The sequence below is a fragment of the Paraburkholderia sp. J94 genome, assembly GCF_905220285.1.
Classification (GTDB): Bacteria; Pseudomonadota; Gammaproteobacteria; order Burkholderiales; family Burkholderiaceae; genus Paraburkholderia; species Paraburkholderia tropica_A.
In genome coordinates this window covers 328,289-346,231 of sequence record NZ_CAJMZH010000009.1, presented here as the reverse complement: position 1 = coordinate 346,231, position 17,943 = coordinate 328,289, and the positions used below count along the sequence as shown (strand labels likewise).

At 67.1% G+C, this 17,943-nt stretch carries 20 protein-coding genes; 11 read left to right on the top strand and 9 right to left on the bottom strand.

Annotated elements, in window-relative coordinates; genetic code table 11:
* Positions 1–13 precede the first annotated feature (13 nt).
* Both U4Y88_RS21510 and U4Y88_RS21505 read right to left on the bottom strand, forming a co-directional pair.
* Complete coding sequence (locus tag U4Y88_RS21510; protein ID WP_321786189.1) at positions 14–1,738, bottom strand: AMP-binding protein; 1,725 nt, start codon at positions 1,736–1,738, stop codon at positions 14–16.
* A gap of 62 nt (positions 1,739–1,800) precedes the next feature.
* A complete protein-coding gene (locus U4Y88_RS21505) occupies positions 1,801–2,934 on the bottom strand; it encodes an acyl-CoA dehydrogenase family protein (protein ID WP_321786187.1) in 1,134 nt (377 codons plus the stop codon).
* Positions 2,935–3,192: 258 nt separating this feature from the next.
* Between U4Y88_RS21505 and U4Y88_RS21500 the strand changes: the two genes are divergently transcribed.
* From U4Y88_RS21500 to U4Y88_RS21485, 4 genes are all read left to right on the top strand, one after another.
* Positions 3,193–4,194, top strand: coding sequence for an AraC family transcriptional regulator (locus U4Y88_RS21500; RefSeq protein WP_321786185.1), 1,002 nt, complete (start codon positions 3,193–3,195; stop codon positions 4,192–4,194).
* 100 nt (positions 4,195–4,294) lie between these two features.
* Positions 4,295–4,558 carry a DUF4148 domain-containing protein gene (locus U4Y88_RS21495; RefSeq protein ID WP_321786184.1) on the top strand — a complete coding sequence of 88 codons (264 nt, stop codon included), beginning with the start codon at positions 4,295–4,297 and terminating at the stop codon, positions 4,556–4,558.
* A 427-nt stretch (positions 4,559–4,985) separates the two neighbouring features.
* A complete protein-coding gene (locus U4Y88_RS21490) occupies positions 4,986–6,287 on the top strand; it encodes an NCS2 family permease (protein WP_224014406.1) in 1,302 nt (433 codons plus the stop codon).
* A 207-nt stretch (positions 6,288–6,494) separates the two neighbouring features.
* Complete coding sequence (locus tag U4Y88_RS21485) at positions 6,495–7,028, top strand: cytochrome b (RefSeq protein ID WP_321786182.1); 534 nt, start codon at positions 6,495–6,497, stop codon at positions 7,026–7,028.
* 144 nt (positions 7,029–7,172) lie between these two features.
* Here the strand turns inward: U4Y88_RS21485 and U4Y88_RS21480 are convergent, their stop codons facing one another.
* Positions 7,173–7,466 (bottom strand): DUF1488 domain-containing protein, encoded by a 294-nt coding sequence (locus U4Y88_RS21480; RefSeq protein ID WP_224014410.1) that lies wholly within the window; start codon positions 7,464–7,466, stop codon positions 7,173–7,175.
* 421 nt (positions 7,467–7,887) lie between these two features.
* Complete coding sequence (locus U4Y88_RS37780) at positions 7,888–8,241, bottom strand: DUF2964 family protein (RefSeq protein ID WP_415774478.1); 354 nt, start codon at positions 8,239–8,241, stop codon at positions 7,888–7,890.
* A 178-nt stretch (positions 8,242–8,419) separates the two neighbouring features.
* Between U4Y88_RS37780 and U4Y88_RS21470 the strand changes: the two genes are divergently transcribed.
* From U4Y88_RS21470 to U4Y88_RS21460, 3 genes are all read left to right on the top strand, one after another.
* The gene (locus U4Y88_RS21470; RefSeq protein WP_321786180.1) at positions 8,420–10,468 is read left to right on the top strand and encodes a sigma-54-dependent Fis family transcriptional regulator; all 2,049 of its coding nucleotides are present in this window, start codon (positions 8,420–8,422) and stop codon (positions 10,466–10,468) included.
* Between the two features lie 95 nt (positions 10,469–10,563).
* Positions 10,564–11,724: a VIT1/CCC1 transporter family protein gene (locus tag U4Y88_RS21465; RefSeq protein WP_321786178.1), complete on the top strand. Its 1,161-nt coding sequence runs from the start codon at positions 10,564–10,566 to the stop codon at positions 11,722–11,724.
* Positions 11,721–12,098, top strand: a complete 378-nt coding sequence (locus U4Y88_RS21460) for a 2Fe-2S iron-sulfur cluster-binding protein (protein ID WP_321786176.1) — start codon at positions 11,721–11,723, stop codon at positions 12,096–12,098. The genes U4Y88_RS21465 and U4Y88_RS21460 overlap by 4 nt, the downstream gene beginning before the upstream one ends.
* A gap of 100 nt (positions 12,099–12,198) precedes the next feature.
* On the opposite strand, the gene U4Y88_RS21455 is transcribed toward U4Y88_RS21460, so the two are convergent.
* Positions 12,199–12,486 (bottom strand): DUF4148 domain-containing protein, encoded by a 288-nt coding sequence (locus U4Y88_RS21455; protein ID WP_224014416.1) that lies wholly within the window; start codon positions 12,484–12,486, stop codon positions 12,199–12,201.
* Positions 12,487–12,837: 351 nt separating this feature from the next.
* On the opposite strand from U4Y88_RS21455, the gene U4Y88_RS21450 reads away from it, so the two are divergent.
* Positions 12,838–13,095 carry a DUF4148 domain-containing protein gene (locus U4Y88_RS21450; protein ID WP_224014418.1) on the top strand — a complete coding sequence of 86 codons (258 nt, stop codon included), beginning with the start codon at positions 12,838–12,840 and terminating at the stop codon, positions 13,093–13,095.
* A 204-nt stretch (positions 13,096–13,299) separates the two neighbouring features.
* On the opposite strand, the gene U4Y88_RS21445 is transcribed toward U4Y88_RS21450, so the two are convergent.
* The 3 genes from U4Y88_RS21445 to U4Y88_RS21435 form a co-directional block, all read right to left on the bottom strand.
* Positions 13,300–13,701, bottom strand: coding sequence for a hypothetical protein (locus U4Y88_RS21445; protein WP_321786174.1), 402 nt, complete (start codon positions 13,699–13,701; stop codon positions 13,300–13,302).
* A gap of 164 nt (positions 13,702–13,865) precedes the next feature.
* A complete protein-coding gene (locus tag U4Y88_RS21440) occupies positions 13,866–14,060 on the bottom strand; it encodes a YqaE/Pmp3 family membrane protein (RefSeq protein WP_065057694.1) in 195 nt (64 codons plus the stop codon).
* A gap of 59 nt (positions 14,061–14,119) precedes the next feature.
* Entirely contained in the window at positions 14,120–14,314 is a 195-nt protein-coding gene (locus tag U4Y88_RS21435) for a DUF1653 domain-containing protein (protein ID WP_373681580.1), read from the bottom strand.
* 187 nt (positions 14,315–14,501) lie between these two features.
* On the opposite strand from U4Y88_RS21435, the gene U4Y88_RS21430 reads away from it, so the two are divergent.
* Both U4Y88_RS21430 and U4Y88_RS21425 read left to right on the top strand, forming a co-directional pair.
* On the top strand, positions 14,502–15,146 hold the full coding sequence (locus U4Y88_RS21430) for a glutathione binding-like protein (RefSeq protein ID WP_321786172.1): 645 nt from the start codon (positions 14,502–14,504) through the stop codon (positions 15,144–15,146).
* A gap of 140 nt (positions 15,147–15,286) precedes the next feature.
* Positions 15,287–15,502, top strand: coding sequence for a hypothetical protein (locus U4Y88_RS21425; protein WP_065057692.1), 216 nt, complete (start codon positions 15,287–15,289; stop codon positions 15,500–15,502).
* A gap of 25 nt (positions 15,503–15,527) precedes the next feature.
* On the opposite strand, the gene U4Y88_RS21420 is transcribed toward U4Y88_RS21425, so the two are convergent.
* The gene (locus U4Y88_RS21420; RefSeq protein ID WP_224014423.1) at positions 15,528–16,262 is read right to left on the bottom strand and encodes a GntR family transcriptional regulator; all 735 of its coding nucleotides are present in this window, start codon (positions 16,260–16,262) and stop codon (positions 15,528–15,530) included.
* A 177-nt stretch (positions 16,263–16,439) separates the two neighbouring features.
* Here U4Y88_RS21420 and U4Y88_RS21415 point away from each other — a divergent pair, with 177 nt between their 5' ends.
* Positions 16,440–17,711 (top strand): cyanate transporter, encoded by a 1,272-nt coding sequence (locus U4Y88_RS21415; RefSeq protein WP_321786170.1) that lies wholly within the window; start codon positions 16,440–16,442, stop codon positions 17,709–17,711.
* Positions 17,712–17,943: the final 232 nt, after the last annotated feature.

Below are 17,943 nucleotides of genomic sequence, written 5' to 3'. Positions count from 1 at the left end.
TGCGCGCGCGGGCTCAGCCGCGCAGTTCGGGGAAATCCTCTTCCCAGTATTCGTCGGGCTGGCGCGCGGTGTCGGGCGTGCGGTCCATCTCGCGGCGGCGCAGTTCGACGCGGCGGATCTTGCCCGAAATCGTCTTCGGCAAGTCGCTGAATTGCAGCCGGCGAATGCGCTTGTACGGCGCGAGTTTCTCGCGCGAAAAGCGGAACACTTCGCGCGCGAGATCGGGGCCGATCTCATAGCCCTGACGCACGATCACGAACGCCTTCGGCACCGAGAGGCGCAGTTCGTCGGGGCTCGGCACCACGGCCGCTTCGGCAATCGCCTCGTGCTCGATCAGCACGCTTTCGAGTTCGAACGGACTGAGCCGGTAATCGGACGACTTGAACACATCGTCGGCGCGGCCCACGTAGACGTAGTAGCCGTCCTCGCCGCGCATCGCCACATCGGACGTGTGGTAGTAGCCGTTGCGCATGGCGTACTCGCTTGCCTTCGCGTTGTTCGCGTAGCCGGTCATCAGGCCGAGCGGACGCAGCGTCGAATCCGGCCCGAGCGGCAGCGCGATTTCGCCTTCGCTCACGGGCTGATCGTCGGGATCGACGAGCTCGACGCGATAACCCGGCAACGGCCGCCCCATCGATCCGGCCACCACCGGCTGGCCCGGCGAATTGCCGATCTGGCAGGTGGTTTCGGTCTGACCGTAACCGTCGCGGATGGTGATGTTCCAGGCGTGGCGCACGCGCTCGATGATCTCGGGATTGAGCGGCTCGCCCGCGCCAACGATCTCGCGCAGCTTCACCGGATAGCTCGCGAGCGGCTCCTGCACGAGCATGCGCCACACGGTCGGCGGCGCGCACAGCGTGGTCACGCCGCATTGCACGATCGCGTTCAGCGTGTCTTTCGGCACGAAGCGAGCGTAGTTGTAGACGAACACGCAGGCCTGCGCATTCCACGGCGCGAAGAAGCAACTCCACGCGTGCTTGGCCCAGCCGGGCGAGCTGATGTTCCAGTGCACGTCGCCGGGCACGAGGCCGATCCAGTACATCGTCGACAGATGGCCCACCGGATAGCTCTGATGCGTATGCTCGACGAGCTTGGGCTTCGAAGTCGTGCCCGAGGTGAAGTAGAGCAGCATCGGATCGCTGGCGCGCGTGGGGCCGTCGGGCGCGAACGCGGCGCTCGCCTCATAGGCGCGCGACAGATCGATCCACGGCGCGCCGACGTTCGGCGCGCCCACCGCGATGCGCTTCACGTTCGCATCCAGCGCGTCGAATTTCGCGAGTTCGGCCGCATCCACCACGACGTATTGCGCGCCGCCCGCTTCCACGCGTTCGCGCACGTCGTCGGGCGAAAGCTGCGTGGTGGCGGGCAGCACCACGGCGCCGAGCTTCATCGCCGCGAGCATCACGTCCCAGAGTTCGACGCGGTTCGGCAGCATCAGCAGCAGCCGGTCGCCGCGCCCCACGCCCTGCTCGCGCAGGAAATTCGCCACGCGCGCCGAGCGCTCGGCCATTTGCGCATAGGAATATTGCGTGCCGCCGCTCGCGAGATCGTCGACGATCCAGAGCGCAGGATTCGCATTGCCGCGCGCAATCACGTCGAAGTAATCGAGCGCCCAGTTGAACGTATCGAGCGTCGGCCACGCGAATTCCGCGTAAGCGCGCGCGTAGTCGGTGCGGTGACGCTGCAGCAGATCGCGTGCGTCGATGAAGGCCTGCGCGGAAGGGGTGAACCCGGTCATCGTCGTCTCCAGTCTCTATCGTTTATTTATTTAGCCATCCTTTGCAACTTCATCGCGCTTCGTCAAAGCTGACGCGCGATCACCATGCGCTGCACTTCGCTCGTGCCCTCGTAAATCTGCGTGATGCGTGCGTCGCGGTAATGGCGCTCGACCGGATAGTCGTTGAGGAAGCCATAGCCGCCGTGAATCTGGATCGCGTGCGAACACACTTCCTCGGCCATTTCCGACGCATAGAGCTTGGCCTGCGAAGCCTCCGACAAACACGGCTTGCCGAGCGTGCGCAGGCGCGCCGCGTGATGCACGAGATGGCGCGCGGCATTGATGCGCGTGTGCATGTCCGCCAGCATGTTCGCGACGCTTTGATGCTTGATGAGCGGCTCGCCGAACTGCACGCGCTCGTGCGCGTAGGCGCGCGCCGCGTCGAAGGCCGCGCGCGCGATGCCCAGCGCCTGCGCCGCGATGCCGATACGCCCGCCTTCGAGATTCGACAGCGCGATTTTCAGGCCCTCGCCGCGCTGGCCGAGCAGGTTCGCTTCGGGAATCGCGCAATCGACGAAGGCAATCGGACAGGTATCCGAAGCGCGAATGCCCATCTTCTTCTCGGGCGGCCCGACGTTGAAACCCGGCGTATCGGTCGGCACCACGAACGCGGAAATGCCGCGCTTGCCCGCGTCCGGGTCGGTGACCGCGAACACGATCGCGAGGCTCGCGCGCGCGCCATTGGTCACGAACTGCTTGTTGCCGTTGAGCACCCACTGGCCGTCGCGCAGCTCGGCGCGCGTGCGCAGATTGTTCGCCTCAGAGCCCGCCTGCGGCTCGGTCAGGCAGAACGCGCCGATCATCTCGCCGCTCGCGAGCTTCGCGAGCCAGCGGTCCTTCTGCGCGTCGGTGCCGTATTGCAGGATCGGGCCGCAGCCGACCGAGTTGTGCACGCTCATGAGCGTCGCGCACGAGGCGCAGCCCGCGGCGATCTCCTCCATCGCGAGCGCATAGGCCACGTAGTCGGTGTACGAACCGCCCTGCTCCTGCGGCACGATCATGCCAAGCAGGCCCAGTTCGCCCAGTTGCGCGACGACCTCGTCGGGCAGCCTGGCGTCGCGGTCCCATTGCGCCGCGTGGGGCGCGAGGCGCTCCGTGGCGAAATCGCGCGCCGCGTCGCGGATCATGCGCTGGTCTTCGGTATAGAACTCGTCCATGTTTGTCCCCTTCGTGTCTCATGCCGCGCGGCGCGTGTCGTGGATCGGCGTCGTCCACAGCCTTGCTGCCACTGTGGCCCCGGCCGCGCACCGCTGCAAGGCTCGCGAAAAGTTTAGGCATCGGCGCACTGGCATTCGATGCCCGCCACGATCAAACTGACTGAGCGGATTTACCATATCGTCTGCGACAACCCCACCGGAGGCCAGTCCTTGCAGTCAGGGAAAACCAGCAGAGTGAGCGAAAAAGGCACGATTGCGATGAGTCTCGTCAACGAGACGCTGGCGCTCGCGCGTGCTCAGGGGCTCGATGTGTCGCCGGTTCTCGATGCCGCAGGCATCGGCGCGGATCTGCTCGACGCGCCGCGCGCGCGCATCAGCGCGGCGCAATACGGCGCGCTGTGGTCCGGCATCGCGCGCGCGCTCGACGACGAATTCTTCGGCCAGGATTCGCACGCCATGAAAAGCGGCAGCTTCGTCGCGATGACGCACGCGGCGCTCGGCGCGCGCACAGGCCGCCAGGCGTTGCAGCGCACCGTCCACTTCATGCGCCTCGTGCTCGACGACCTCGCAGGCGAAATCGACATCGACGCCACGCGCGTGCGCGTCACGCTCGTGCATCGCGCGGGCGTGCGCGCGCCCGCGATGTTCGCCTACGCGACGTGGTTCATCCTCGTCTACGGCTTGCTGAGCTGGCTGGTCGGGCGGCGCATTCCGGTGGCGGCGGCGCGCTTTCGCTGCGCGCCGCCCGCCGACGCACACGAGTACCAGTCGATGATCTGCGACGACATCGGCTTCGATCAGCCCGAGTCGTGGTTCGACCTCGCGCCCGCATTTCTCGATCTGCCCGTGATCCAGACGGCCAGTTCGGCGCGCGCGTTCCTGCGCAATGCGCCGGGCAATTTCGTCGTGAAGTACCGCAATCCGGGCGCGTTCGCGGCGCGTGTGCGCCGCGCGCTGCGCGCCCTGCCCGTGAGCGCGTGGCCGGACGCCGACGCCATCGCGCGCCTGCTCAACGTCGCGCCCGCGACGCTGCGGCGGCGGCTGCATCAGGAAGGCCAGCGCTGCCAGACGATCAAGGACGAGCTGCGCCGCGACCTCGCGCTGGCCGCGCTGCAAGACCCCACGCGCGCGGTCGCCGACGTGGCGGCCGCCGTCGGTTTCGCGGAACCGAGCGCCTTTCACCGGGCTTTCCGCAAGTGGACCGGCATGCGCCCCGGCGAATACCGCCAATCCCGTGAACGCGGCGCGGGGCGGGGCTGACGACATTCACGCGGCATAACGAAAGACTCAATCATCCCTTTCGATTATCGGGATAGCACCTATACTTTTAAGGGTTATCCCTAAGACGAAAGGACGTATCATGACTTCCCTTTCACGTGCCGCGCTTGGCGTGTTCGCCGCCGCGTGCTGTTTCGCCTCGCTGCCGGCCTCCGCGCAGCCCTACGACCCCTCGCAGCCGATGACGCGCGCGCAAGTCCGCGCCGATCTCGTCGAGTGGCGCGCGGCGGGCTACGATCCGCTCGACTGGATCGATTACCCCGAAAACGCGCAGCGCGCGGGCGCCATCGTCGCGCAACGCCGCGCGGCGCACGCAACGGGTGCCATGCCGCAATCGGTGCAGTAAGCGCTCACGTGCAGGCGCGCCACGGCATTCGCCCGCGCGCCAGACCCGCCGAAAGCGGGAATGACGGTCCGCTCCTCGCAGACGGCCCGGCGTGCGAGCGTTGTGCTGTTCGCGCGCCCTGATCGATCGCGATTTTCGTCTCGGTTCACCTCGCGTTTTTCCCCAACGCTTTCGCCCCTTTTTTCGCCGGGCTTCCCGCTGCAGGGAAGTTGCGCGCGCATCCCTTTCTATCCTTACAGCACGCACTGTTGCAGCGCTTCCACGCGATTCGCGTCGGCATTTCGGCGCGGCGCGGACAATTGTTTACAATCCCGCCCGTAACCGCTTCAACCACACGATCCGCGCGACCCGGATGCGCTCCGCCGCCCGTCCGCCGACGCCGATCCCAACAACAAATCCACTGCTCGAATCTCAAGGCCCAACCTTCATGGACGCCATCAAACGCTATTTCGGCTTCGAAGAGGCAGGCACGAACCTGCGCACCGAAGTGCTCGCCGGCTTCACCACCTTCCTCACGATGGCCTACATCATCTTCGTGAACCCGGCGATCCTCGGCGACGCCGGCATGCCGAAGGAATCGGTGTTCGTCGCCACCTGCCTCGTCGCGGCGCTGGCGTCGATCATCATGGGCCTGTATGCGAACTATCCGATCGCGCTCGCGCCCGGCATGGGCCTGAACGCGTACTTCGCGTACGCGGTGGTCAAGGGCATGGGCTTCACGTGGCAAGCCGCGCTCGGCGCCGTGTTCATCTCGGGCTGCCTGTTCTTCATCGTCACGCTGCTGCGCGTGCGCGAGGCGATCATCAACGGGATTCCGCACTCGCTGCGGGTGGCGATCACCTCGGGTATCGGCCTCTTTCTCGCGATCATCTCGCTCAAGACCTCGGGCGTGATCGTCGGCAATCCGGCCACGCTGGTCGCGCTCGGCAACCTGCACGATCCGCACACGATCCTCGCGATCATCGGCTTCTTCGTGATCGTGACGCTCGACGTGCTCAAGGTGCGCGGCGCGATCCTGATCGGCATCGTGGGCGTGACGGTTCTGTCGTTCTTCTTCGGCGGCAACCAGTTCCACGGCATCTTCTCGGCGCCGCCCTCGATCGCGCCGACCTTCGCGCAACTCGACATCAAGGGCGCGCTCTCGACCGGCATCCTGAACGTGGTGCTGGTGTTCTTCCTCGTCGAACTGTTCGACGCGACCGGCACGCTGATGGGCGTCGCGAACCGCGCGGGCCTGCTCGTGCACGGCAAGATGCACCGACTGAACCGCGCGCTGCTCGCGGACAGCACCGCGATTCTCGCGGGTTCGGTGCTCGGCACCTCGTCGACGACGGCGTATATCGAAAGCGCCTCGGGCGTGCAAGCGGGCGGCCGCACGGGCGTCACCGCGCTGACCGTGGCCGTGCTGTTCCTCGCCTGCCTGTTCGTCGCGCCGCTCGCGGGCGTCGTGCCCGCCTACGCGACCGCGCCGGCGCTGCTCTACGTTTCGTGCCTGATGCTGCGCGAACTGGCCGACCTGCCCTGGGACGACGCCACCGAAGTCGTGCCCGCCGCGCTGACCGCGCTGGCGATGCCGTTCACGTACTCGATCGCCAATGGCGTCGCGTTCGGCTTCATCTCGTACGCGGGCCTGAAGCTGCTGACGGGCCGTCTGCGCGACGTGCGCCTGATCGTCTGGATCATCGCGGCCGTGTTCCTGTTCCGCTACTTCTATCTCGGCGGCGAGTGACGCCGGCGCGATAGAGGCGATAGAGACAGCGTCTCGAATGAAGCGGGCGGCCTTCGGGCCGCCCGTTTTGCGTTTACGTCACGGGGATTCGCGGCAAATCTCCGGTAGCCACGTCAAGCTAAACGGTCATGCAGCCGCACGCCGCCGCGCGGGCTACTTATCATACGGAATTCACACCAGAACGATCCCCGCACAAAGGAGCCGTCCGTGGCCAGTTATCCCGCCGCCGCAGAACGCTATTCGAAGCCCGCCATCTTCTTTCACTGGATCATTTTCCTGCTCGTCGCGCTGACCTATCTCGCGATCGAAATACGCGGGCCGAAAGGTTCGGACAGCCGCGCATTCTGGAGCAACGTGCATTTCTGGTGCGGCACGCTCGTGCTGGCGCTCGCGGTGCTGCGGCTCCTGTGGCGGCTCTGGCACGGCGCACCGCAGGACATCGACTCGAACCGCGTGCTCACGTTTCTCTCGCGGCTCGTGCATCTGGCGCTCTATCTGTTTATCTTCGTGCAGCCGCTGCTCGGCATCCTGATGATCAACACCGCCGGGCGTCCGGTCACGCTCGCGGGCATCGACCTGCAGATCGTGCTGGTGGGCGCCGATCCCATCGCGCGCCAGTTCATCAAGGAAGCGCACGAACTGATCGGCAATGCGTTCTACTGGGTGATCGGCGTGCATGCGCTCGCGGCCATCGGGCACCATCTGGTGTTCCGCGACAACACGCTGCGGCGCATGATTTAGCGACGGTGCAAAACGGCGGCTCAAAACGGCCACGCGCCCGCAAGAGGGGCGCGTGGCGTGATGAAGCGCCGGCGCAAGGCATCCGGCGTGCAGAGGCGATGGGTGGCTTTCAGCGCATCGCGCGCTCAGACAAGCTCACTCAACTCAAGATCGTGCGCCGTGCGCCTGCACGAAACGCACGTAACCGCTACGCAGCGTCAGGCACTGCGCGCGGGTTTCGGAGAGCAGCCTGCGTGCGACCGCCTCGATGCTCTCGCGATGATGATCGAACGCGTCGAGCATGTCCTCGGCACGCGGCGAAGCCGCGCCGAAGTGATCTTCCAGCGCCGCCGCCGTGATCGTACATTCCACCCTTTCCCCATCGATCATCGCCGGAAACGCCAACGTCAGTGCGCGTCCCGAATACTCAGGGACTTCATTCGGAAACTGGATCTGCATGGGAATGCCTCAGGTTGAGAGGTTCAGCGGGCCGCGCATTCAATGACTGCTCGTCACGACTTGTTGCTCCTCCTCGGCTTGCGCGCGGGACAACACATCAACCGCCGCGGATGCCGTCTTGCGCGACACGTTTGCGGCGGTTGATTGGATTCACTTTAGGACACTTCCTGCGGCCCGCAAGGACGACTTTGTCACACGGGCGAAACCTTCGTCGCGGCCCGATTTTCGCCGCGCGCGCAGCAGGCCGATGCGTGCGTGGGACCGAAAGCGCTGCAACAAAACCCCGCAAACGCGATTGCAGACCGATAGACGCGCCGTTGCGCACACAATCGGCACACAAACGCCCACTCCCGCACCCGCATTGCGCGGGCGCATGCTGCATCGCAACGACGAGCGTGCGCGAACGCGGCCGCTCCAGACGTCACGACTCGCGATGCTGGCGATGCTCGATTTCGAGATCCTTCGGATGCACGGTCAGCATGACGACGAACGCGGCGATGCCGCCCGCCACCGTCGCCAGTCCGTAGACCACGACATCGTGCTTGTCGAAAAGCAGGCCGTGAATGGCTGCCGCGAGACCCGCCAGGGCGACGAAGACGGCGAGCGCCGCCACCAGGATCCTCAATTCGCCATGAACCATGACGCACTCCCCAAGGGAGCCGCGACGGCGCGAAATCATTTCTGCCCGACCTGCCCGCTGCGCCGCCGCCGGAACGCGCTCGACGCGCGTCCCTTCCTTCATCCTGGCACTCGCGTGCGCAAAGGCAAGCCGCATGTGCGCAACGCCTTCCTGACGTGTCGGCGATGTGCCCGCCATCGTCCGCGATCGCCCAGTTTTGCCCGGATTCGCCCCGATGTGGCGCACGCGGCCCTTCCTGTACCATGAGGCGAGGCATCACGGCGCGCGCCGGCTTGTTGCGGCGCAGCGCGGCCACACAAGATTGGAGACACGAGTGACCCGACGCCCCTCCGTCACCGTCAAGCCGCCCGAGGCGGCGCGCGCGGACACGATCGCCCAGGCGCACGCGCGCTCGCTCGCGCTCGGCCTGCGCGCGGGCGAGGCGCCCGACTTTCAGCCGCTCGGCGGCGCGGACCTGCGCGACCTGCTCGACGCGAATCACACGCTCTATCACCAGGCGCGGCCCGTGATGGACGCGCTGCACGCGCAGATCGTCGATACCGAAAGCATGGTGCTGCTCACCGACCGCAACGGCGTGATCCTGCACAGTCTCGGCGATACCGATTTCGTCGAAAAGGCGCGGCGCGTGGCGCTGCGTCCCGGCGTCTCGTGGTCGGAGCGCGACCGCGGCACCAATGCGATCGGCACCGCGCTCGTCGACGCCCAGCCCACCATCGTCCACGCGGGCGAGCACTTCCTGCGCGCGAATCACATCCTCACCTGCTCGTGTGCGCCGATCGCCGATCCGTGGGGCCGCACGCTCGGCGCGCTCGACGTGAGCGGCGAATCGCGCGGCTTTCACAAGCACACGCTCGCGCTCGTGCGCATGTCGGCGCAGATGATCGAGAACCATCTGTTCAACATCGAGTTCGCCGCGTCCGTGCGGCTGCAGTTTCACGCGCGCGCGGAATTCATCGGCACGCTCTACGAAGGACTCGCCGCGTTCGCCGCCGACGGCACGCTGCTCTGCGCGAACCGCAGCGCGCTGTTCCAGTTCGGCTCGCCGCTTGCCACCTTGCAGTCGAGCGGCTTCGACGCGCTGTTCGGCCAGCCCTTCGCGGCCTTCATGCAGCAGCTCGCCAGCGCGCGCGGCGAACCCGTCACGCTGACGCTGCCGAGCGGCGTGCGCGTGGTGGCGCGCGGCACGCCGGGCGCATCGGGGTTCGGCGCGCCGTCGTCCGCCGCGAACGCCACATACACGGCGCGAGCCGCACAGGCGGCTCAAGCGGCTCAAGCGGCTCAAGCGGCTCAAGCGGCTCAAGCGGCTCAAGCCGCACGCGATGCCGCGCGGCCCGCGCCGCCGAGCGCACGCGCCGCCGAAACCGCCGCCGAAATTGCATGGCAGCCCACGTTCGCCGACCTCGACACCGGCGACGCGCGCATGTCCGCCGTGCTCGAACGCGTCGCGCGCGTGCGTGGCCGCGACATCCCCGTGCTCGTGCTCGGCCGCACGGGCACCGGCAAGGAATGGCTCGCGCGGGCGCTGCATCAGGATTCGCCGCGGCGCGGCGCGCCCTTCGTCGCGCTCAATTGCGCGGCGCTGCCCGACTCGCTGATCGAAGCCGAACTGTTCGGTTACGAGGATGGCGCGTTCACCGGCGCGCGGCGGCGCGGCAGTCCCGGCAAGATCGTGCAGGCGCACGGCGGCACGCTGTTTCTCGACGAAATCGGCGACATGCCGCTCGCCCAGCAAGTGCGCCTGATGCGCGTATTGCAGGAGCGCGCCGTGGTGCCGCTCGGCGGCGCGCGCGCGATCCCGGTCGATCTGCGCATCGTCTGCGCGACGCACCGCGATCTGCGCGCGATGATCGCCGAGGGCAGCTTCCGCGAGGATCTCTACTACCGCATCAACGGGCTCGCCGTGACGCTGCCGCCGCTCGCGGAACGCAGCGACCTCGACGTGCTGATCGCCCGCGTGCTTGCGCGCGTGCGTACCGAAGTGCCCGACGCGCCCACGCGTCTGACGCCCGCCGTGCGCGCGTGTTTCGCGCGCTGCCGCTGGCCGGGCAATCTGCGTCAGCTGGCGAACGTGCTGCGCACCGCCGCGATTCTCGCCGAGGGCGAGGCCGTCATCGACATCGCGCATCTGCCCGAGGATCTGCTCGCCGATTGCGCGTTCGACCCGGCCGATCCGCCGACCCCGCCCGACGCGAGCGCCGAGGATCACGACGATAACCCCGATACGCGCCCCGAACGTCTGGCCGACTGGCAGGCGCATCTGATCGACGACGCCCTCACGCGCCACAGCGGCAACGTCTCCGCCGCGGCGCGCGAACTCGGGCTCGCGCGCAACACGGTGTACCGGCATCTGCGGCGGCGCTAGCCGCGCGGCGTCCGGCGCGCCAGTCGATACCGTGAACGCCGGCACGCGCGCGCCGCCAGGGTAAGCTTCGCGACAACGCTTTTCCCCCGCGCGACATGGCCTCCGCCCAGGAACTTAAACGCTACCGGCGCAATCTCGCCGACGAACTCGACAGCGCCGCCGTCTACGACACGCTCAGCGCCTGCGAGCAGGACGCGCGCCGCCGCGCGATCTACGCGGAACTCGCCGCCTCCGAACGCGAACACGCCGCGATCTGGCGCGACAAACTCACGGCCAACGGCGTGCCGGTGCGCACGCATCGGCGCAGCGCGAAAACGCGCCTCCTGCAAACGCTCACGCGCACGTTCGGGCCGTCGCTCGTGCTGCCGACCGTCGCCGCCGCCGAATACGCGGACCGCGACCGCTACGCGCGCGAACCCGGCGCGGAAACGCTCTCCGCACAGGAACAGGAACACGCGGCCATCGTGCAGTCGATCGTCGCGAGCAAGCGCCAGAGCCGCACGCGTGATACAGACGGCACACGCGGCGGCCGCACGAAAGGCGAACAGATCGCGGCCGCCGAGTCGTGGCACAAGGGCGCGACCTCGGGCAACGACCTGCGCGCGGCGGTGCTCGGCGCGAACGACGGACTCGTCTCGAACTTCTGCCTGATCATGGGCGTCGCGGGTGCGGGCAGCGCGAGCCGCACGATCCTGCTGACGGGGCTCGCGGGCCTCGTGGCGGGCGCATGCTCGATGGCGCTCGGCGAATGGCTCTCGGTGACCAACGCGCGCGAACTCGCACGCACGCAGCTCGCCAAGGAAGCCGACGAGCTCGAACACACGCCCGACGCCGAGCGCCACGAACTCGCGCTGATCTACCAGGCCAAGGGCGTGGACGCCGACGAGGCGCGCCGCGTCGCCGCCCAGATCATGCGCGACAAGGACGAGGCGCTCGACACGCTCGCGCGCGAGGAACTCGGCATCGATCCGAAGGAACTGGGCGGCAATCCGTGGTCGGCGGCGGCGGTGTCGTTCTGCCTGTTTTCGCTCGGCGCGGCGTTTCCGACGGCGGCGTTTCTGTGGGCGCACGGCACGGCGGCGATCGTGCAGAGCGTGCTGTTGAGCGCGTTCGGGCTCGCGGCGGTCGGCGTGTTCACGTCGTTGTTCAACGGACGCAGCGCGGCATTTTCGGCGGCGCGGCAAATCGCGATCGGCCTCGTCGCCGCCGCGTTCACGGCGGGCGCGGGGCGCCTGCTCGGGGTATCGATATCATGAGCGCCGACGAGCACGACGATCGCTTCGCGCAGGACGGCGAAGCGCGCATTCTCCCCTCATCCGCGCCTGCTTCCGCACACGTGGCGACGCCCGTGCCGATCGTCCGCGTGGAGCCGCTCGGCGCGAGCTTCGAGGCGCCGCCCGAGCTAACGCTGCTCGAAGCGGCGTCGTTCGCGGGCGTCCGCCTGCCGCGACTGTGCCGCAACGGCACCTGCCGCACGTGCCTGTGCCGCGTCGTCAGCGGCGAAATCCGCTACACGATCGAATGGCCGGGCCTCTCGCGCGAGGAGAAAGCCCAAGGCGACGTGCTGACCTGCGTGGCCGTCGCGCTCACCGACCTCGTGCTCGACGTGCCCGACGCCGAAATGGCGTGACTTCGGCGCCGATTATTCCGATCCATGAAAAAAACCGGCCCGCGATGATCGATCGCGGGCCGGTTTTGCTGTACGGGGCGAAGGCGCTTCGCCCGGCGCGTCATTGACCGCCGAAGTACACCGATTGCGGGCCTTTGCGCGCGGCTTCGGAGACGTAGCCCGCACCGGCCATCGACGTGCTGCTCACGCCGCCGTAGGCGCTGTTGCCTTGCGTGACGGGCGCGGCGGCGACGCCGGCACCGGCGTTCTGGTTGCGGCTGGCTTGCTGGAATTCGACGAGCTGGGCGCGCACCTGGTCGCGCGTGAGACCTTGATCCGACTGCGCGAACGCGGCCAGCGGGGCAGCACAGACAGTGGCGATGACAACGGCTTGAACAAGCGACTTCATGATGACCTCCAGATTGTTGGAATCGCCCGGCTGTCGCGGCTTGTGTGCCGGCATCGAGCGTTGAGTGGATTCTAGGCAAGCGCCCGTTCTGGATATATGGCGAATCAGGCGATTTCCAGTTGCGGATTTCGCAATAATCCACACCGCGATCCGCAATGATCTGACACCTAAATAAATTTTTTATTAAGCGCCTGTGGAAATAATCAGAGGAATGTTCGGCGCCATTGTTGTCGCCAGGACAACACTGAATTCGTTTTGTAGGTATTTACCCTAGCCCTCCGAGCGCCTACATTGTCGGCATGGGTCAAGGCGTCACGCCGGCCCGCTAAAAAGAACCCGGAGGTCAACGTTATGAAATCGCTTCTCAAGGCTGTAGCCATCGCCGCCATCGTCGCCGCCCCGGCGGTTTCGTTCGCCCAGTCGCAACAACCCGTCACGCGCGCTGAAGTCCGCGCCGAACTCGCGCAACTGCGCGCCGCCGGCTACGATCCGAGCGACTGGATGCACTACCCGGAAAACATTCAGGCTGCCGAAGCCAAGATCGCGGCCGAAAAGGCCAACACGGCTTACGGTCCGTCGACCACCGGCACGTCGCAGTCGGGTCAATAAGTTTCGACGCGGGCGCTGACAGGTCAGACAGCGTCCACGTGCCGATGTGAATCAGGCCCGCCGCTCTTTCGAGCGGCGGGCCTGATTGTTTTTGGGCTGCGTGTCGAGCCACGCGTTGGGCCACGACTTCCGCGAAGGCAATACGCGGCGGTGATCGATCGAGGCTTTCCTCTAGCAATCACGACCGCTTAACTGCGCAGCGGCTTAGCGATGCCCGCCGCCTCCGCCGCCGTGACCGCCGCCACCGCCGTGGCCACCACCATCGCCGTGACCGCCACCTCCGCCGCCGGGCGAGCCCCACGTTCCGCCGTGTCCACCAGGACCACCCGGCCCGCCGGGACCACGTCCGCCGCCAGGGCCGCCATGCCATCCGCCCGGGGGCGGTCCGCCATGACCGCCGTGCCAGCCGCCGCCGCGGTAGTAATCACCACCGCCGCCCCAGATGCCGATATTCACGGCGCCGTAAGCCGGCGCGGCATAGCCCGGCGCATAACCATAATCGTAGTAACCGGGCTGGCCGTAGCCATATCCATAGCCGTAACCTGGCGCCACGGCACACCCCGCGAGCAGGGCGATGGCGCCCACCATCAGCGCATATTTGAGCATTGCCGAATCTCCTTTCCTTTATGTAAGAAAGTCGATTCAGTCTTAAGTTCTCGCTGAATTGTGAGCGTGCATTACGGATGTAACTGCGCGGATGTAACTGCGCGGATGTCACCACGCGGATGCAACCGCGCGACGCGTCGAATCAGCCTCGACTCGACGGCGCCTTAATTACGGCGGCCGAACGCGTCGTTGATCTTGCGATCGGTTTGATACTGGCTCAGCGAATAGACAGCCCAGATGGCCGCCGGAATCCAGCCGATCAGCGTGATCTGCAGGATCAGACAGATGATGCCCGCGAGCGGACGGCCAATCGTGAAGAACAGCAACCAGGGCAAGACCAGAGCAATCAGTAGACGCATCTTCTGCGAACCTCGTGAGTGGTGACGAGCAGCGAAAAACTGCGCGTTCAGTTGACCGTTCAGTTGACGGGCGCGAAGCGCGGCACGAGCGCGCCGTCGACTTCGACGAGCTCGAAAAACACGGACTCGGGCCGCGTCCAGATCGTCCCGTTCGCGGCGCGATAGACGATCATCGTGACCGACGGATCGGACTCGAGCGTCGCTTCGCAAACCAGTTCGTAGATGCCGCCTTTGTAGTGCCGGTAACGCACCATCGTCATATCCTCTTTCGTAGATAGCGCCGCCACGTTCGCGGCGCGATCGGCGTAGTGTATCAACGGAATACGCGTGAGATGGACTTGATACGCCAATCGGCGCGCGAGGCTCAGCGTCGCGGCACGCGTGATGCGCTCGTTTTCGCGAACGCAAGACCTTCACGAAGAACCACCACGGAGGACGACGATGGATCTCTACTTCTCCCCGCTGGCCTGCTCGCTCGCCACGCGCATCGCGCTCTATGAGGCCAACGCGTCCGCGAACTTCATTCAGGTCGATACGCAGTCCAAACAAATAGTGGACGACAAGGCGGACGACCGCGACTTCTTCGCGGTGAACGCGCTCGGCCAGGTGCCGGTGCTGCGCGAGGACGACGGCTGGACGCTGACCGAAAATTCCGCCGTGCTCCAGTGGGTCGCCGACCGCTTTCCGCAGGCGCAACTCGCGCCGCCCGCCGGCACGCGCGAGCGCGCCCGCCTGCAACAATGGCTCGGTTTTATCGGCACCGAACTGCACAAGGCCGTGTTCGTGCCACTGCTCGCCACGGATACGGCGGAGGCCGTGAAGCACTACGCGCTCAGCAAGGTCGAACTGCGCTTCGGCCGGCTGGAGCGGCATCTGTCGACGCACGCGTATTTGCTCGATGCATTCAGCGTCGCCGATGCGTATCTCGTCACCGTGCTGAACTGGGCGCCGTACGCAGGCATCGATCTCGCGCGCTGGCCCGCCGTGGCGGACTACGCGAAACGCATGCGCGCGCGTCCCGCCGTCGCGCGCGCGATCGCCGAGGAACTGGAGATTCTCAAACGCGAACGCGAACAGAAAAAATGACCTGAGCAACGATCAGCGCGAAGGCCGCACATCGGCGAATCATCATTGCAAACCTGTCACGAGACTTTTTTGGCGTGCTGGCATCCGACTTTTTGTCGTGCGATAACCGCTTAATCGCCACACACGCTGGAACCATCGCGATGGCCACGCTCGAAGCTTTCCGCACCGTACTCGACGATCCGCATACGCCCGAGATCATCCGCAATCACATCATCGATTCGCTGCAATACGCGCTGCGCAATCACGGCCAGATTTTCGCTTCGAAAGAAGTCGAATGGCTCGCGACCTGGGACGACGCGCGCATTCCGCTCGCGGCGACCAAGGAACTGAACCGGCGCGTGGCCGAAACGCGCTGAGCACATTCGGCGCGCGTTCGCGCCTTTACTCCGCCAGCCCGGCGAACACCGCCTTCAGGTCGCGGCCCGCGCGCGCACGCGCCTGGTTCACCACGCGCGTCTCGATCTCCGCCAGATGCTCGCGCATGGTCGCGAGCGCGGCGTCCTGCTCGCCCGCTTCGAGCGCGGCGATGATCTGCGCGTGCTCGTCGGGCGCGCAAGTCGTGCCCTTGCTCGGATCGAACAGCGCCTTGTAAAGCTCCGTCTTCGCGACGAGCTGCGCGAGCGCGGCCACCAGCGCCGCGCCGCCCGCGATCTCCGTCAGCACCAGATGAAACTGGCCCGCGAGGCGCACCGCCTCGTCGATGCGGCCGTCGCGCAGTGCCTTCTTTTCGCTGCGCACGTGCGCCGCGAGCGTGCGGCGCGCGCCCGCATCGAGCGCCCCGCACAAGCTGATCACCACGCCCGCCTCCACCACCTGCCGCGCGCGGAACGCCGCGCGAATGTCGTCCTCGGACGGCGACGGCACGAACGCCCCGCGATTCGGCTCCAGCACGAGCTTGCCCTCGTAGCCGAGCCGCGCGAGCACCTTGCGCAGCGCGCCGCGCGTGCAGCCGAACGCGGCCGCGAGCTCGCGCTCGACGAGCTGCTGGCCCGGCGCGAGCTTGCCTTGCAGCAGCGCCGAATTGATCGAGGCGTAGACGAGCGCTTCGACGTCGTCGGCGTCGTCGTCGGGCGGGGATGGGAGGGCCGGCTCGGCCGTGCGGGTTCGGGATGCCATGTGTGCGTGCGGATCGGGTGACGTGCGGGACCAGGCGGCATTGTAGCGACGCGCGCGAACGGGCGAAACAACGCCGTGCGCGGCGGCTGCGTGATACCGGGTATCACTCTCCCCGCCAGATTGTTGACAATCGTTCTGTATAATGGTCAACCAAATATCGCCGATAAGGTTGACCGCATGACGCTTCGCTCCGACCCTTCACGTTCCTCGCCGTCCCAGCCGGACGGCGCCGCCGCGCTCGTCTGGTACGCGACCATCGTCGCGATCGGCCTGAATCTGCGGCCGCTGCTCACGTCGATCAGTCCCCTCATGGCGACCATCCGCCACGACACCGGGCTGTCGTTCTCGGGCGCGTCGCTGCTCACGAGCCTGCCCGTGGTCGCGATGGGACTCGGCGCGTTCGGCACCGGCTGGCTGGCGCGCCGGCTCGGCGATACGCGCGGCGTCGCGCTCGGCCTCGTGGCGATTGCGGCGGCGGTCGGCGCGCGTGCGTTCGCGGCGTCGGGCGGCGCGCTGATGTTCACCGCCGTCGCGGCGGGCGCGGGCGTCGCGGCCATCCAGGCGCTGCTGCCCGCCGTCATGAAGCAGCGCTTCGCCCACCGCGTGCCGCTCGCGATGGGCCTCTTTTCGGCGTCGATCATGGGCGGCGGCGGACTCGGCGCGAGCCTGAGCCCGCTCGTCGCGCGCGCGGGAGAGTCATGGCATGGCGCGCTCGCGGTCTGGGCGCTGCCCGCCGTGGCCGCGCTCGGCCTGTGGCTCTGGCTGAATCGGGGAAATCGGGGCAGTCGTGACGCGGGCACGGCTCCGGCCAGCACGGCGGCGCAATCCGCCGCCCCCGTGCCGGTCTGGCGCAAGCGCCGCGCATGGACGCTCGGGCTGCATTTCGGCCTCGTGAACGGCGGCTATACGAGCCTCGTCGCGTGGCTGCCCGCGTATTACCAGCAGCACGGCGCGAGCGTCGAAGCGAGCGGCTCGCTGCTCGCCGCCATGACGGTGTTCCAGGCCGCCAGCGCGCTGCTGCTGCCGCTCGCGGCCGCGCGCTTCGCCGACCGCCGTCCGTGGCTGATCGCCGGGCTCTGCGCACAGTGGATCGGCGTGGTCGGCCTCGCGGCCTGGCCCGAAGCCGCACCGCTGCTCTGGGTCGCGGCGGCGGGCGCGGGCCTCGGAGGCACCTTCTCGGTCACGCTCGTCACCGCGCTCGATCATTCGGGCGATCACCGTATCGCGGCGCGGCTCGTCGCGTTCGTGCAGGGACTGGGCTTCGTGATCGCCGCGCTCGCGCCGCTCGTGGCCGGACGCGTGCGCGACCTGACCGGCGGCTTCACCGCCGCGTGGATCATGCTCGCCGTCTCCATCACCGCGATGATCGTGCTCACGCTCGCGTTCTCGCCGCGCAGCTATGGGCGCTGGCTCGGCATTCACGGTTCGGCGTCGCTCGACGCCGTCTGAGCCTGCCCGACACGGCCGATCCGGGCCGGGCGGTTTCGATAACTGATCGATCCCCGCCAGATTCCGCTTGATCCCGCCAGGCGCGCCCTGGCGGTTCTCCGGCGCACAAAAAAATTCGAAAAAAAACCATCCCGCCGCCGTGCCCGCGCACACGGCGCTTCCACGCAACAGCGACGCGCGCTTTTCCCTCAAACGTTTGCATTCACCGCTGTACGAATGTACAGTGCGTGCA

What these genes read in the sequence shown, in the direction of transcription:
- U4Y88_RS21510 (WP_321786189.1), bottom strand. Translation starts at nt 1,738, where the DNA reads ATGACCGGGTTCACCCCTTCCGCGCAGGCCTTCATCGACGCACGCGAT.
- U4Y88_RS21505 (WP_321786187.1), bottom strand. Translation starts at nt 2,934, where the DNA reads ATGGACGAGTTCTATACCGAAGACCAGCGCATGATCCGCGACGCGGCG.
- U4Y88_RS21500 (WP_321786185.1), top strand. Translation starts at nt 3,193, where the DNA reads ATGAGTCTCGTCAACGAGACGCTGGCGCTCGCGCGTGCTCAGGGGCTC.
- U4Y88_RS21495 (WP_321786184.1), top strand. Translation starts at nt 4,295, where the DNA reads ATGACTTCCCTTTCACGTGCCGCGCTTGGCGTGTTCGCCGCCGCGTGC.
- U4Y88_RS21490 (WP_224014406.1), top strand. Translation starts at nt 4,986, where the DNA reads ATGGACGCCATCAAACGCTATTTCGGCTTCGAAGAGGCAGGCACGAAC.
- U4Y88_RS21480 (WP_224014410.1), bottom strand. Translation starts at nt 7,466, where the DNA reads ATGCAGATCCAGTTTCCGAATGAAGTCCCTGAGTATTCGGGACGCGCA.
- U4Y88_RS37780 (WP_415774478.1), bottom strand. Translation starts at nt 8,241, where the DNA reads ATGCGGCTTGCCTTTGCGCACGCGAGTGCCAGGATGAAGGAAGGGACG.
- U4Y88_RS21465 (WP_321786178.1), top strand. Translation starts at nt 10,564, where the DNA reads ATGGCCTCCGCCCAGGAACTTAAACGCTACCGGCGCAATCTCGCCGAC.
- U4Y88_RS21460 (WP_321786176.1), top strand. Translation starts at nt 11,721, where the DNA reads ATGAGCGCCGACGAGCACGACGATCGCTTCGCGCAGGACGGCGAAGCG.
- U4Y88_RS21455 (WP_224014416.1), bottom strand. Translation starts at nt 12,486, where the DNA reads ATGAAGTCGCTTGTTCAAGCCGTTGTCATCGCCACTGTCTGTGCTGCC.
- U4Y88_RS21450 (WP_224014418.1), top strand. Translation starts at nt 12,838, where the DNA reads ATGAAATCGCTTCTCAAGGCTGTAGCCATCGCCGCCATCGTCGCCGCC.
- U4Y88_RS21445 (WP_321786174.1), bottom strand. Translation starts at nt 13,701, where the DNA reads ATGCTCAAATATGCGCTGATGGTGGGCGCCATCGCCCTGCTCGCGGGG.
- U4Y88_RS21440 (WP_065057694.1), bottom strand. Translation starts at nt 14,060, where the DNA reads ATGCGTCTACTGATTGCTCTGGTCTTGCCCTGGTTGCTGTTCTTCACG.
- U4Y88_RS21435 (WP_373681580.1), bottom strand. Translation starts at nt 14,314, where the DNA reads ATGGTGCGTTACCGGCACTACAAAGGCGGCATCTACGAACTGGTTTGC.
- U4Y88_RS21430 (WP_321786172.1), top strand. Translation starts at nt 14,502, where the DNA reads ATGGATCTCTACTTCTCCCCGCTGGCCTGCTCGCTCGCCACGCGCATC.
- U4Y88_RS21425 (WP_065057692.1), top strand. Translation starts at nt 15,287, where the DNA reads ATGGCCACGCTCGAAGCTTTCCGCACCGTACTCGACGATCCGCATACG.
- U4Y88_RS21420 (WP_224014423.1), bottom strand. Translation starts at nt 16,262, where the DNA reads ATGGCATCCCGAACCCGCACGGCCGAGCCGGCCCTCCCATCCCCGCCC.
- U4Y88_RS21415 (WP_321786170.1), top strand. Translation starts at nt 16,440, where the DNA reads ATGACGCTTCGCTCCGACCCTTCACGTTCCTCGCCGTCCCAGCCGGAC.